Here is a 14,147-nt window from a genome sequence, read left to right on the forward strand (position 1 = left end):
TCACGTCCGGGATGCCGGCGTGACCGTATCCGACATACAACAAATTACTTGAGTCCGTAGAAACCTTTCGGCAGAAGAACCACTTCTGACATTGAGTAACGATCCTGCCAGGTTTTACCTTCCTTATCGATCTTCATCCAGAACACACCCGCCAGCGCCAGACCAATGCCCGGGATGGCAATCATGAACCGCAGCAGGCACTGCCACAAAGAAATCGCGCCGCCGTCCTTGTTCTGGACACGAACACGCCATACCTGCATGCCCAGCGTCTGACCTTTACGGGTCCAGAAATAGGCAAAGAATCCGAAGGTGACAAACACCAGCAGGGAGGCCAGAAACGGGTTGAAGCCAAGCGGTGCGTCATCCATCTTCAGCAGCCATTTGTTGACCGCCGTGTGATAGATGCCGGTGGTCACCATCATCAGGGCCATGACCAGCAGGGTGTCATAGAACATGGCCGCCAGTCGGCGCCACAGTGGTGCGGGAGGCAGGGGAGCCTGGGGTATCTGCTCGTTGGAACTGCTCATACGATCCGTGAATATCTAACCATTTTGGCGGATGAGTTTACGGAAAAGCCCGGCGGGTTCAAGTGATTCCGTTTCAGGTCAACAATAAAGCCCGAAAGGCATGACCGGCGTCAGTGGCTGGCCAGCAGGTCGACCCAGGCGAAGTCAGGCACGCCGCAGAGTTCCAGGCTGTCGGTCGGGTCCACATGGTCCATGACGTAATAGACGATCTCTTCCAGACGGTTGAGGGTCTCCAGCAGGAAATCGACAAACGCATCATCCGCCATCTCCCGGCAGCATTCATTCCAGCAATGGAGCTGGAGTTCATTACGGCGCTGTTGCAGCTCAGAGATAATCTGGCTGGCATTGCCCCGCAGGGTTAACAGGCCGTCTGTACCTGCATGGCGGAAGAAGTGGATATTATTGGCGGACAATACAAATTCCGGTACAGAATTGACCGGGTTAATCGTCAGGGAATGAACAGGTGTATTGCCGGGGAACTGCAGGATAACCGCCATAACCGATCAGTGAGTCTCAAAAGGAATATGCGGCGGCGATATTATGCGAGCCAATGCTAACTCACAAGCATAAACGACATGAATCTGAGGTACGAAAGTGCGTATTCATCGGAGGGGGAAAATAGGCTATGGGTCTTATGTTCAATGGCTTATGGCCGTATTTTTACGCGGATACCTGATTGGCCAATGTCCGTTATGCCTTCTAGGGCATGCTCTGAAACGTGACGGATAAATGACGTCCGCAGACGCGGGACTTTTTTATGGGGTGTTTTTTACAGATTGCTGGCTGCAGAAAGGGGAAGAATAGGATTTTTTTGGGGGGGAGTGCCTTCTCTCTCTGAATTTCGTCTAAACCAATAGGTGTGAGCAGAGGTTTGGTAGTACAAGGAGGTAGCTCATGTCTTTTCAACGAGTTTCCTCGATCACCGCACTTGTCTTTGCGACAACCATTCTATCTGTTTCTGCGGATGTCGGCCGGGTGAATATCAATACCGCTGATGCTGGGATCATGGATCGTACGTTGGCCTTTGCCAGTGCTGGTACGGTCAAGGCGATTACTGTGGTTTTCCGGGAGCAGGATGGTCACTTCATCAGTCGTCTGTATGACCTGACGGGGGCAAGCGCCTTGTGAAGTACAACCGCAGCCGTATCGCGTTTGACTGACAGGATGTGAGGTAAGCAGTATGTCTGGGGTAGTCGGAGTCGGTTTACGGTTGGCCATGGGCGCCGCATTGACGGTTGGCGTCAACCTGGATTCAGGTGGTGGCTTTCAGGATAAGGTAGACCGTGGGGAGCAGGATACCTATTTCCGTGAAGTCCTGCCAAAGGTGGCCAGTTATGACCCTAACGGTAGTTTTGGGTTCGGCATGGATAATGACCTGAAATACAATTACTACTCCGTCAGCCTGAAAAACCTCAGCTTTGTTAACCAGGATCTGTCCCGCATCCAGTACAAGGTGCTGGAGATCCGGGACAGTGCCGGTAATGATGTGGCGGCGATCAAAAACCTTGAAGAGCTGGATGATTTTTCATCCGAAGTGCAGCTGAAAGTCAAGGAAGATGCCTCCCATGAAAACCTCAAATATGCCCGTTTTCGTCTCGCCATTGAGATTCCGGCAGAACTCAAGCGGGAGACTGTACCCGTCGAAGAGGGTGAGCATTCATTGGGCCGGGTTAACGTCAAGATCGAATCCGTGATGACGGACAGCTGGTCAGAAACCATGATGGTCGATGGCCAGACAACGGTTAAGGAACACCCGGTTACATCGGTGTCCTATTCACATAACAAGTCGAGCCTGAATGATTCACAGCAGGTCTATGTCATGGGGCTGAACAACCAGAGTTATGCGAATATTTCCGGTACGGGTGATAGCTCTGTGAACGGCGTGAAAAGTTACCATGTCACCTTTGAAGGCAAACCGTCTGAACTTGAACTCATCGATATTGTGGGTATGGAACTGTTCAGTTACGACCTGGTCGTGGACCTTAAGACCGGCAATATCATGATAGACCGTTAGTCACTTCATTCCCTTCAGACACCCAAAGGGCCGTTGCAATGGTGGTAACGCCCCTCGTTTTAGTCCGTTTTGAAATTCTCACAGGGCCTAGGCACAATTCACGACAGGTTGTCGTCTCCGGTTTGCGTGTAGCCGGAAACTGACCCACGATAGCAACAATAAAAAATCGTCAAACGGGAGTTCAGTATGAAAAAGTGGCAGTGTGTCGTCTGTGGCCTGGTGTATGACGAGGTCGAGGGGTGGCCGGATGATGGCATCGCCCCGGGTACCGCGTGGGAAGATGTTCCCGTTGACTGGCTGTGTCCCGACTGCGGCGTCGGCAAAGATGACTTTGAAATGGTTGAAATCGGCTGATTCGTTTCGGCTCCATGACCCCAGAGAATAAAAAGAATTATGCATCCCATCATTATCGTAGGTACGGGGCTTGCCGGTTATAACCTGGCGAAAGCGTTTCGCAAGCAGGATCAGGACACGCCCCTGGTAATGATCACGGCGGACGATGGCCGTAATTATTCCAAACCCATGTTGTCCACCGGCTTCAGTAAGGGGAAGTCTGCGGATGAGCTTGCTATGGCTGAGGCCGCAACCATGGCCACCGAACTCAATGCCACCATCCTGACCCATACGGACGTACAGTCGATTGATCCCCAGGCCCATCAGTTGAAGGCGGATGACCGGGTACTGATGTACAGCAAGCTGGTGCTCGCGACCGGTGCCGCTCCGATCCGTCTGTCGCTGGAGGGAGATGCCACGGATGCAGTGTTTTCCATCAATGACCTGACTGATTATGGTCGTTTTCGTGCCGCGTTGCCGGAGCAAGCGCACGTCGCCATCATGGGCGCGGGGCTGATTGGATGCGAATTTGCGAACGACCTCCATGCGGGAGGCTATCGAACCACGGTTATTGCGCCATCTTCACAGGTCATGCCCGGGTTATTGCCGACTGAGGCGGCGGACAGTGTCCGATCAGCCCTGGATGCGCTGGGCGTCAGTTTCCGGTTAGGCCGTGCGGCAACGGGTGTTTTCCGGGCCGAGGAAGGCGTCCGGTTGGCGCTGGATAACGGTGACAGCGTCTCCGCTGATATTGTGATTTCCGCCGTGGGTTTGCGGCCCCGTACCCGGCTGGCTGAAGAGGCCGGGTTGGCGGTCACCAAAGGTATTGTTGTCAACCGGCTGCTTCAGACCAGCCATCCGGATGTCTTCGCCATGGGAGACTGTGCCGAGGTTGATGGGCATGTCCTATTGTATGTGATGCCCCTGATGGCCTGTGCCCGCGCGCTGGCGCAAACCCTGGCTGGTGACCCGACAGAGGTTTGCTATGGCCCCATGCCTGTTACCGTGAAAACGCCTGCCTGCCCGGTGGTGACGGCTCCGCCAGCTGTGGGTGTCAGGGGAAAGTGGGTACTGGAACAAGGAGACGCAGGCATCAAGGCGCTGTATCAGGACGGTGACACGCTCCATGGCTATGCGCTGACCGGTGAGACTGTCCGGGAGAAATTGTCGCTCAACAGGCGTCTTTCCCCAGTCTTGGCGTAGGGGGGCGCTCTGAACCTGGGGCTGGCTACCTATACTGGTTAAAAGCCATGCGGTTCCAAGTGCCTGATCAGGGAGGAGCAAGGATGCGACTCAAGGGACCTTCTAATAAGCCCCGGGGAAACAAGCCTGAGGGGGTAAAGACGCCAACAGAAACGCAAAAGAAAGGTCTTGGGCGAGATGGGCGAAAGATCGTGCCTTCGCCTCAGGACCGGTCGTCTCCTGAAAAAGATCCCTCACAGAAAAAGCCGCACATTGACAAGCCGCGTAGCGTTACTGTCGACAACAGCGAAACCGGTGAGCCAAGGCTCAAGGGTGATAGCGAGAAACCTGCTGACTGGATTGACCAGGTCAGGGACCGGGTAGAGCAGGCAAATTCTGAGGAAGACCTGCAGGTTCTTCTTGAAGCCTGTCGACAACAGGGGCGCGACTTGCATCCGATCCATGCCCTGGTGGATGACAAGGCGATGTCCCTGTTACAGGCGGAACTGGATTCGCTGGATAATCACTCTGATATGACGGCTGCCGTCGCCCGATACCGCCCATTGATCAAAGCGCCGAGAAAACGCCGTCGAGCCGATCATCTCCCCGATCATGTACTGAATCTCCGGAAGGTGCGTGAACAAATGCATCCGCGTCAGAGTCCTGCTCAAGAACAAACGGGTGAATATGACACGATGGAGGGAAATACCTGGAATGCGCGTAATCAGTATCTGGAACCGTTGCTGAGTGAAAAGGAAGCGGTTATCGGCCAGGCGTCTACGGTTTCTGAGAGGGAACATGATGATGACGATGATATTGTCATCGGTGGTCCTGTCGGGTCGAGCGAGCTTGTTGATAATAGTCTTTCGTCGTCGTTTGATAAACATGACCCGGCCTATAACTACTTCCAGATCAAATTGGAGAATATGGAGAAATACAGTTTCACAGAAGCGGTTGATGTCTTGTGTGAAGATGGTGCTCTTGATCCCGAAACCTTCCTGAATGATGTGACTCGGCTGCTGAATGGTTACATTCTGCATTGTTCCCAACAAGATTATGACGATGTCACACTGATCCGATTGCAGGCCCTTGTTTCACAAGGCAGGAAAGTGATTGTTGATCCTGAAAATCTCCATGACCTGGAGCAAAATATCATACAGGCTGCTGCAATCCTTACCCGAAAAGCCATAAATACATTGAGTGATGCCGACGTGCTGCTGAGCATGAAAAGCACTTTTGAAACCATGCTTTTCCAATCATCGCTGAGTCACAATGATCAATGGAACAATTTTACGATGATTGACCAGGCATTATCCCAACGACTCCAGGAGATGGGTTTAAAAACAGGCTGGCAGGCGGATTTTCAGCGGCTGTTTGCAGGCCAGGGTGCGGAGCTCTCATTCATGAAACTGCTGTCTGAAGCTGGCAGTCATTCGCTTAAGCGTGCCCAACTGGAAGCCATGGTGCAGGTGAAGGAAGACCTGTGGGAGGATCTCGAGCTGATTAACGGTGAACTTGAGCATCCCACTGAACAAGATCAGGCAATTGCACGAAAAATAGCCGGTAATGAGTTGTTTGATAGCAATGACCTTGAAGAAATAGCGGCACAGGTGGCTTATTACAGGCTCATGGATACCAAGATTGAGTGTCAGGAAAAATTGTCAGGTTGGTCGAACGAGTTCACTGGCTGGTGCCGTGAACAGCTGGAACGCCACTGAATTCAACATTTGTAACGAAAATGCCACGCAATTAACAAAATAGAGTCGATTACTGCCGCCCTTTGCCTATATCCTGCGTGCAGTCCGAATGTTGAAGGTGGATACACGTGAAAGTACTCAAACATCTGTTTGACAACAATCAATCCTGGTCCGAATCCGTGCGCGACAGGGACCCTGAGTTTTTTCAGCGTCTGTCCCGCCAGCAGGCGCCGCGGTACCTGTGGATCGGCTGCTCTGACAGCCGGGTGCCGGCCAATGAGATTGTCGGACTGATGCCGGGTGAGCTGTTTGTCCACCGCAATGTCGCCAACGTGGTCGTTCACAGTGACCTCAACTGTCTTTCCGTTATTCATTATGCGGTCAATGTGCTTGGTGTTGAACACATTATCGTCTGTGGCCATTACGGTTGCGGCGGGGTTGAGGCGGCCATTTCAGGCAGCCGGCAGGGCATGATTGATAACTGGCTGCGGCATATTCAGGACACGGAACTGAAGCATCGCGAGGCACTGGCGCCACTGTCAGGTCAGGCCCGTATCGACAGCATGTGTGAATTGAATGTGATTGAGCAGGTCGTGCATGTCTGCCAGACCAGTATCGTTCAGGAAGCCTGGGAGGCCGGTAAGAAACTCTCTATTCACAGCTGGATATATGGCCTGAAGGACGGGCTGCTGAGAGACCTCGGCATGTGCGTCAATGGCAGTGAAGAAATGCAGCAGGCTTACGGTGAAGCACTTGAACGCGTTTTCCAGCCGAGAGACACGATTCCCCACGATACAGCAGCATGCCAGCACGTTGCCGAAGCAGAAGCCTGATACTTCATTTCGCGTAGTGTATGAACGGTTTGCCGGGGTGCCTTTCAAGGCACCCCGTTTTATTTATGCGACTACTCAGTATGCTTAATAGGTTTTGTAGGGCAGGAACTTTCCGGATAACACCACATTGACCCGATCCCCGTTCGGGTTTTCCTCCCGCTGGATATCCATGGAGAAATCGATGGCGCTCATGATGCCGTCACCAAACTCCTCATGAATCAGTTCCTTGATGGTGCTGCCATAGACGTTGACCACTTCATACCAGCGATAAATCAGCGGGTCGGTAGGCACGACGGTTGGCAGTGAGCCTTTGTAAGGCGCGATCTGCAGCCAGGCGATGGCTTCATCGGGTAATTCAAACAGTTCACCCACAATTTCAGCCTGCGACTTGTTGAAGGTCATCTGGCCCAGGCAGGCTGCCGTCGTCCATTCCTTGGAAAGGCCAACGGCATCCGCGACCTGGTGCCAGGTAATGCCTTTGGCCACCTTGTTCGCCAGAATCAGTTCCGTGACGGTTTTGCGATCTGTGATCATGGTGCGCTCCCCGTTTGGGTTGTGGTTGTTGTCTACGTTGTATGTTGTCCTTTCACGAAAGCGGTCATGTGCTGAGCAGGTAGAGGATGACCAGCCCCAGGGCAAAGCTGATGCCCTGCCAGAGCATGACCGGGTTTCGCTCCATTAAGGGCGGCCGGTGTTGATTCACGAAACGGCGGCTGGGCTGGCGCAGGTCATGGGTAAACTCAAACAGTTCTTCATAACGGCGCTCCGGCAGGGGATGGACAGCCTTCCGGATGGCGTCATCGACCCACGCCGGAATGGCGCGGTCTTCCGCCAGCACGGTGCGGTACACTAGTTTTCGTTGTGCGGCACGTGTCTTGTTTTTGGCCACCTCGTTGCCGTAGGGGTAGTGGCCGGACAGCAGGAAGTAGGTGATCACGCCGAGGGAGAACAGGTCTGATTGCGGTGTGCCCGGTTCTCCCAGGAAATATTCTGGCGCACTGTAGAGGGCGGTGCCGAGCAGATGGGTCAGCGGCGTTTCCATTGTGTTTTCCTGCAGGCCGGCCACGCTGACGGAGCCAAAATCCATGATCCTGACCGTGCCGGTCCGGTCGAGCATGATGTTTTCCGGGCGCAGGTCCTGGTGCAGCATCTCCATACGGTGAAAGGCATGAAGCCCCCGGGCGATCTGCTCGATGATCTGGCGTACGGTGGTGATGTCCGGTTTGGGATTGTCCGTGGCCCACTGGGTCAGTGTCTGCCCTTCTATATATTCAAAGACGGTGTAGAGGGCACTGCGTGGTCGTTCGGCCAGGTCCGCTTTCAGGACATACGGACTGCTGATGCGCCGGGCAATCCACTCTTCCTGCAGGAAGCGTTCAAGGTGTGCCATATCGCTGCCTGCCGCAATGGTCGGCATTTTCAATGCCACGGTTTTTCGGGATGCATTGTCCTGCGCGAGGTAGACGTAACTCCGGCTGCTGGCGTGCAACTCTCGGATGATGGTGTAGCCGTCAAACACGGTGCGGGCACTGAGCCGGGGGGGAATCGGCAGACTTTCCAGTTGCTGCCTGATGTTGCTGGTGGCGTCCGGCAGGCCATCAATGCGCACCAGCTGAATGCTCAGGTTGTCATCACTGCCTGCTTCAAGGGCAAGCTTGACCAGCGTTCTGGCGGCTGTATCCAGATCCGCCGGATGGCTTTGAACGGTCTCGACCAGTCGTTCCGTGGAAATGAAATCATAGAGGCCATCCGAGCTGATGATGAACAGGTCATCCGGTTGCAGGCGCAGGGCGTGGTAATCCACATGGCAGTAGGGCTCAACGCCGAGTGCACGACTCAGGTAGCTTTGTTCGCGGGATATCCAGACACGGTGGTCATTGGTCAGCTGTTCCAGGCCGTTGGCATTCAGCCGGTAGATACGGGTATCGCCGACATGAAAGACATGCGCCGTATGATGTTTCAACACCAGGGCACTGAGGGTGCAGACGTAGCCTTTGTCCTTGTCGTACTGGCCAAGGCCATGACGACTCTGTGAATACAGCCAGGAATTGGTGGCTGTCAGTACACGCTCTACAGCGCTTTTGACGGACCAGGCTTCTGACGTGCAGTAATAATCGTCCAGCAGGCTTTTGACGGCGGTTTCACTGGCGACATGGCTGACCTCACTGCTGCTGATGCCATCCGCCATGGCCACGGCGATGCCTTTCATGGTCAGAAGGCCATCCTGTGGAATCCGGATCCCGTGGCAATCCTGGTTTTCGGGTTTAGGCCCCTTGTCGGTGTGCTGGCCGATGGAGACCTTTAATGCTGGAACCATAGCGTGAGTATCAGGGTTAAACACCTCAGCCCTGCGAGGCTGAGGTGTGGGTTGGATTATGCCGCTTCTTTCAGCAGTGGCTCGACCGGGCGCTTGGGCGCGGTTCTGACGTGGGTGGTGTACAGCGTCAGGCCGGTAAAGGCCAGGCCGCCGACCAGGTTACCCAGGGCTGTGGGGATTTCATTCCAGATGAAGTAATCCATCACCGAGAAGTCACCGCCCATGATCAGGCCGAAGGGGAACAGGAACATGTTGACGACGGAATGCTCGAAGCCCATGAAGAAGAACAACATGATCGGCATCCACATGGCCAGCACCTTGCCGCTGACGGTGGTGGAGATCATGGCGCCGACAACGCCCATGGAGACCATCCAGTTACACAGCATGCCGCGCATGAAAATGGTGAACCAGCCAGCCAGGCCGTATTCGGCGTAACCCAGTGTCCGGGATTCACCGATACTGGCGACATTGGTGCCAATGGCGCCGGATTCCGCATTGAAACCGTAGGTGAAGACGAAGGCCATCATGAAGGCAACGGTGAGTGCGCCGGTGAAATTGCCCAGGAACACCAGTCCCCAGTTGCGCAGGATGGCGGCAGGGGTCACACCGGGGCGCCGGTCGAGCCAGGCCAGCGGCGCCAGTACGAAGACGCCCGTGAGCAGGTCAAAGCCCATCAGGTAGAGCATGCAGAAACCCACGGGGAACAGGACGGCGCCCAGCAGGAAACTGCCGGTCTTGACGGCCACGGTAATGGCAAAAACCGCAGCCAGGGCCAGGATGGCGCCGGCCATGTAACCCCGGATCAGGGTATCGCGGGTGGACATGAAGACCTTGGATTCGCCGGCGTCCACCATTTTGGTGACGAACTCGGCAGGAGCTAGATAAGACATAAGCGTTCTCTGTTTGCCTGTGAGGGGAAGCGATCACCGGGCGGGGTTCAGGAGCCGTCTCCGTCTGATGATAACCCTCCGATAGCAAGGGGCATGCCAGCAGGGAAAGAGGGGGCAAATGGCGGGTGAACAGGCGGTGGCGTGCACTATTACAGCAAATAGCAGCAAGTGCGTGGTACGGTTTGGGGCATTGTCCTCGACAGGGTGTGTGAACGACCGAGTATATCTATCGTGGATCAGGGTGAGAGAGAACGCGGCAGTTACCAGCTCATGGCCGGCGGTTGTTCGCTGCCGGACCAGTGGCAAAGGAATTCACGGAAACGAATGACTTTGCCATCCCTGGTGTCGAAGACATGGGCCCAGCGATTCTCAAAGGGCTGGTTTGTCGTCTTGTCATCACCGGTTTCCTCGCCCAGGACAACCACGGTATTGCCATCATGAATGTATTGTTTGGGCGTGAATGCGCGGAAAGACCAGGTTTGCTCAAGCACATCAAGGAACTGCCTGACGCCATCCCGGCCGCGATAGGATTGGCATTTCTCCAGGGAGGCCGGTCCGTTGACGACCCACTCGATCTCCTCATCACAGATCTGGAGGAAACCGTCCAGGTCTCCCCTGGAGAAGCTGTCATAGACAGTTTTGACGGTATCAACCGGTGACGTCATGGTGTGCCTCCTGTCAGGGCTATGCTGTTAATCGCAGGCCGCTTGCATGTGCAGTCAATCCATAGCCGTTAGAGTTCCACGGGTGTTTATAGTTCATTTCAATGGATGGGCAAGGTGTGACCAGATGGAAGGTCGTCTGCCTGTCTGCAAGGGGCGTCGCTCGTTGTGGATCATCGCGACGGTATTGGTTGGCAATTAAACAGCGGAACAAGGGAAGGGGCGGAGTTGTTATTGGGTTGGAGAGACCGGCTCAAGCCCCAGTGCTTTCTGCTTTCGTTGGCTTAAACCCGATGCAACCAGTTTGTGTGATGATTCGAGGTAATACTGCAGCGCTTCATCGGTTTCCGGCGTGCTGTCATAGTGCTGTATCCACTTCATGCCGCGGGAGGCAAAGTAAGGTGCGGGCCGGTAACCGGGGTGCTCACTGAGAAAGTGATAATTCAGCTCCGAGGTTTTGAAAATATAGGCGGGGTTACCATCACGCCCGAGGCCGCCAATGGCAAAGACTTTCTCGCCCACCTTCCAGACATGGGAACGGTTCCACTGCATGACGTAAGTGGTCGCGGGGAGTGACTGACAAAAGGCATTGAACTCATCGTAGGTCACTCGGCGACTCCTTCGGCTGCATACCCCATTGGTGATCCGGTCCTGCCGGACGGCAGGTTACCGGTATGCCCGGTTAACGCCCGTCCAGAATGTCGACGATTTCCCGGGTGTTCTTGAGCACCCGGACCAATTTGCCGTCCAGTTCGAGTGTGACCGTCCCTTTGTCCGGGTTCGTCAGAACCACCTTGCCTTGCTTGTAGAGGTCTTTGTCCAGCTTGCCGCCGACCTCCAGCTTTTTCTCCCAACCCGGCGGCAGGCTTTTGCCGGATTCCACCTTTTTCTGCAGACCCGGAGGCAGGCCTTTGTCTTTCTCTTTGTCATTCTTGGCGTGCGCCAACCCGCCAACACTGAGGGAAAGAACCAGTGCAGTGAATAAAACAGGGGTTTTGTTCATGATCGTCAACTCGTATTGAATATGTTGGCCTTTCGCAGAAAGGCACCCTGGCTGCCCTGGGTTGGAATGCCGCCAGGTTGTGAAGCGTAAGCGCATGACAGAATCATCGCTTACACGTCGGTTGTCAATTGTGTAGTTGGCCAGGCAATCGCCATGTAGCTACCGGCGTGCGGTTGCCTGGCCATGTTAACCATCTTCTTTGTTGATAGGCGTGTTGAGGATCAACCGGTGATAGTCAATATCAAACCATTGCCTGAACAGGGCAGTATCCGCGGTTGTTCTCACTGACAGGTATAACCACCATCCACAGGGATCAGCGAGCCGGTCATGTAACTGTTTTCTGGGGAAAGCAGGAAGCAGGCGACACGGGCGATTTCTTCCGGTGTTGCAAGCCGTTTTATAGGTTGTGCTTGTTCGAGTATTTCAACGGCTGATTCGGTACTGATGCCCAGATGCTCCCTGAACACATGTGTCGCTTTTCTTAATAATGGCGTGTCACAGGAACCCGGGCAGATGCAATTGATATGAATGTTGTATGGCGCATAATCAATCGCTGTACTTTTCGTCAGTTGAGCGACGCCGCCTTTACTCATGCCATAAACCGCACTCAGTCCTTTCCCGATAATGGCCTGGTCAGAGCCCATGAGCAGAATGCGTCCGCCCTGTTGTTGTCTCATGATAGGCAAGACGGTTTTTAAGGTATAAAAAACACCGTGGCAGTTAATGGACATGACCCTGTTAAACTCTTCAACGCTGGTGTCTTCAATGTTGGCGAATTTATGTACGCCCGCGTTGGCAAACAGGACATCAATAGTACCCTCTGTATGTGCGATGTTATCGATGGCGCTCTTGATGTCTGTGTAACTGGCGACATCACACTGAATGAAACTGCCGGTGCCGGGTTCACTTTCCTGTATATCCAGGTTGTAGACCTTTGCGCCTTCTTCATGAAGCATCCGAACAGTCGCTAAACCGATGCCAGAACTTCCACCCGTTACAACAGCAATCTTGTTAGTGAATCTCATGCAAAAGCCACCGTGCTGTGGATATCGACAGCATGGACTGTAGCTGCTTTTGATGAAAACTCTATGCTGCGAATGGCTGGCAGAGCGCCGGGGGCAGCGGCAACCCGGCAGCTTCATCAGGTCCGCAACTTTTCACACCGCACAAACAGAAAATTGGGATTGTGTTTCAGGTGGTTATAGGTTTCTTCCGATATCGCTTTGGCATCTTCGGAGACGGTGCCTTCGGTCAGCCTGGCGATCACTAACCCGGCAGCGGTGATCGCGTTGCAGATATCCGTCAGAGACCGGCGATAAAAGTTGACGGTGACCGGCGTACCCACCGTGTTCCACTCTTCCTGAACCCGTTCCGTCGCAAAGTAGTTACCGGAGGCCGAACACTCAAAATCGGCAAACGGATGGTGTGTGGAAAACACCATATAACCCCCGGGCTTTAACACCCGGTGCACGTCGTTAAAGACGACACGCAAATCGTCGAGGTAATGCAACACCAGTGGGCAGACGATGACATCGGCACTGTTCGCGGCTTCCTGCGGTAAGCCTGCCGCGATGTCCTGAACATAGGCCGTGACCTTGTCGCCAAACTTCCGTTTGACGATGGACACCATATCGCTGGAGAGATCCAGACACGTCACGCTGCGTGCCGACTGTTCGAGGAAATACCCGGCATAAATGCCTGAGCCACAGCCCATATCAATGATATCCAGGCCTTGCACATTATCCAGCAATGCCTGGAGGGAGGGGCGCTCCAGACAGGCGTTGTAGATATTGTTTCTTACCACCGAATCATACGTTTCAGCATGCTTCGTATACATCTCGGACATTATCGGACCTCGAAAACAGCGCAGGCGCGAACCTGCCTGGGGAAATGGCATGTTTAACGATCTAACGCTTACGCGTTACGAACATCGAAACGATGGTGTCTTTAAGCATTTCAAAGGGTATGACAGGGTACACGCGACGTCTGGAACCTAAACAGTCGTATCCATGCGTATAGGACGAGTCAAACCAGTGATGGGGCAAAAACATCTTATAGTGCAATGTTGTGTGATGGTCTTGAGGATTAGATTCACGGTGATGCATAAGGCATAGCATTTCAGGCTTTCTGACACGTTGGCTGATTTCACCAACGACCTCGAACGAAAGGGAATATTGCTTGTCATACTTCTAATACAAGACGCTGTTTTTTGAGCCAGCGTAATACATGGAGTATCTATTGTTGAGGTGGTTGTATGATTGGTTATTTATCCTATCCAAAATCGTTAGGCAGTAATGCAGCGAGTGAAACGTATAGAGTTGAAGTAGGTGCCTCTGTCAGGTTCAAAGAGGAGCTGGAGGATACGCGTACGGGGCAAGTGTTTCACCTTAAACCTTGCGTACTGTCAAAGGATATTGATGTGGTGCTTGTGGGTAGCCGCAGTGATAGGTTTTTAAATAGAGTAGATGCTCACCTGGACAGATTGGATGAACGAAACATAAAGGCGATAATGGTTGTGCCGGATAGCTATGATTCAAGGTTAAATTCGTTCTATCGCGATCCTTTTAATTATCAGGGGCTGAAATATGCCTTCTTCAACAAAGCCATTTTTGTAAGTACTCAAAAACTCCTGTGCAGACCACATGGCAGCCAGCATGAGGCGTATTCGATAATATTTGCCAGTCTCGGA

At 53.6% G+C, this 14,147-nt stretch carries 17 protein-coding genes; 7 read left to right on the top strand and 10 right to left on the bottom strand.

Annotated elements, in window-relative coordinates; translation table 11 throughout:
* Positions 1 to 44 precede the first annotated feature (44 nt).
* On the bottom strand, positions 45 to 527 hold the full coding sequence (locus ABD892_RS19435) for an RDD family protein (RefSeq protein WP_345197715.1): 483 nt from the start codon (positions 525 to 527) through the stop codon (positions 45 to 47).
* A 110-nt stretch (positions 528 to 637) separates the two neighbouring features.
* Positions 638 to 1,024 (bottom strand): hypothetical protein, encoded by a 387-nt coding sequence (locus ABD892_RS19440; RefSeq protein WP_345197716.1) that lies wholly within the window; start codon positions 1,022 to 1,024, stop codon positions 638 to 640.
* 397 nt (positions 1,025 to 1,421) lie between these two features.
* Between ABD892_RS19440 and ABD892_RS19445 the strand changes: the two genes are divergently transcribed.
* The 6 genes from ABD892_RS19445 (at position 1,422) to can (ending at position 6,586) form a co-directional block, all read left to right on the top strand.
* Complete coding sequence (locus tag ABD892_RS19445; RefSeq protein WP_345197717.1) at positions 1,422 to 1,655, top strand: hypothetical protein; 234 nt, start codon at positions 1,422 to 1,424, stop codon at positions 1,653 to 1,655.
* A gap of 52 nt (positions 1,656 to 1,707) precedes the next feature.
* A complete protein-coding gene (locus ABD892_RS19450; protein WP_345197718.1) occupies positions 1,708 to 2,541 on the top strand; it encodes a hypothetical protein in 834 nt (277 codons plus the stop codon).
* Positions 2,542 to 2,727: 186 nt separating this feature from the next.
* Complete coding sequence (locus ABD892_RS19455) at positions 2,728 to 2,895, top strand: rubredoxin (RefSeq protein ID WP_345197719.1); 168 nt, start codon at positions 2,728 to 2,730, stop codon at positions 2,893 to 2,895.
* Between the two features lie 39 nt (positions 2,896 to 2,934).
* Complete coding sequence (locus ABD892_RS19460; RefSeq protein WP_345197720.1) at positions 2,935 to 4,077, top strand: NAD(P)/FAD-dependent oxidoreductase; 1,143 nt, start codon at positions 2,935 to 2,937, stop codon at positions 4,075 to 4,077.
* 83 nt (positions 4,078 to 4,160) lie between these two features.
* Positions 4,161 to 5,774, top strand: coding sequence for a hypothetical protein (locus tag ABD892_RS19465; RefSeq protein ID WP_345197721.1), 1,614 nt, complete (start codon positions 4,161 to 4,163; stop codon positions 5,772 to 5,774).
* Positions 5,775 to 5,881: 107 nt separating this feature from the next.
* Entirely contained in the window at positions 5,882 to 6,586 is a 705-nt protein-coding gene (gene can, locus ABD892_RS19470) for a carbonate dehydratase (RefSeq protein WP_345197722.1), read from the top strand.
* Between the two features lie 84 nt (positions 6,587 to 6,670).
* On the opposite strand, the gene cynS is transcribed toward can, so the two are convergent.
* The 8 genes from cynS to ABD892_RS19510 form a co-directional block, all read right to left on the bottom strand.
* Entirely contained in the window at positions 6,671 to 7,120 is a 450-nt protein-coding gene (gene cynS, locus ABD892_RS19475; protein ID WP_345197723.1) for a cyanase, read from the bottom strand.
* A gap of 64 nt (positions 7,121 to 7,184) precedes the next feature.
* Positions 7,185 to 8,903 (bottom strand): bifunctional protein-serine/threonine kinase/phosphatase, encoded by a 1,719-nt coding sequence (locus ABD892_RS19480; RefSeq protein ID WP_345197725.1) that lies wholly within the window; start codon positions 8,901 to 8,903, stop codon positions 7,185 to 7,187.
* A 56-nt stretch (positions 8,904 to 8,959) separates the two neighbouring features.
* Positions 8,960 to 9,793 (bottom strand): formate/nitrite transporter family protein, encoded by an 834-nt coding sequence (locus tag ABD892_RS19485; protein ID WP_345197727.1) that lies wholly within the window; start codon positions 9,791 to 9,793, stop codon positions 8,960 to 8,962.
* A gap of 260 nt (positions 9,794 to 10,053) precedes the next feature.
* Positions 10,054 to 10,458 carry a nuclear transport factor 2 family protein gene (locus tag ABD892_RS19490; RefSeq protein WP_345197728.1) on the bottom strand — a complete coding sequence of 135 codons (405 nt, stop codon included), beginning with the start codon at positions 10,456 to 10,458 and terminating at the stop codon, positions 10,054 to 10,056.
* Positions 10,459 to 10,686: 228 nt separating this feature from the next.
* Positions 10,687 to 11,064, bottom strand: a complete 378-nt coding sequence (locus ABD892_RS19495; protein ID WP_345197729.1) for an MmcQ/YjbR family DNA-binding protein — start codon at positions 11,062 to 11,064, stop codon at positions 10,687 to 10,689.
* Between the two features lie 73 nt (positions 11,065 to 11,137).
* On the bottom strand, positions 11,138 to 11,458 hold the full coding sequence (locus ABD892_RS19500; RefSeq protein ID WP_345197730.1) for a hypothetical protein: 321 nt from the start codon (positions 11,456 to 11,458) through the stop codon (positions 11,138 to 11,140).
* Between the two features lie 281 nt (positions 11,459 to 11,739).
* Positions 11,740 to 12,483, bottom strand: coding sequence for an SDR family NAD(P)-dependent oxidoreductase (locus ABD892_RS19505; protein WP_345197731.1), 744 nt, complete (start codon positions 12,481 to 12,483; stop codon positions 11,740 to 11,742).
* 116 nt (positions 12,484 to 12,599) lie between these two features.
* A complete protein-coding gene (locus ABD892_RS19510) occupies positions 12,600 to 13,304 on the bottom strand; it encodes a class I SAM-dependent methyltransferase (RefSeq protein ID WP_345197732.1) in 705 nt (234 codons plus the stop codon).
* 408 nt (positions 13,305 to 13,712) lie between these two features.
* Between ABD892_RS19510 and ABD892_RS19515 the strand changes: the two genes are divergently transcribed.
* Positions 13,713 to 14,147, top strand: a 435-nt coding sequence (locus ABD892_RS19515; protein ID WP_345197734.1) for a hypothetical protein, incomplete at its 3' end; no start/stop codon positions are given.

This window comes from Kistimonas scapharcae (assembly GCF_039540975.1).
Taxonomy (GTDB): domain Bacteria; phylum Pseudomonadota; class Gammaproteobacteria; order Pseudomonadales; family Endozoicomonadaceae; genus Kistimonas; species Kistimonas scapharcae.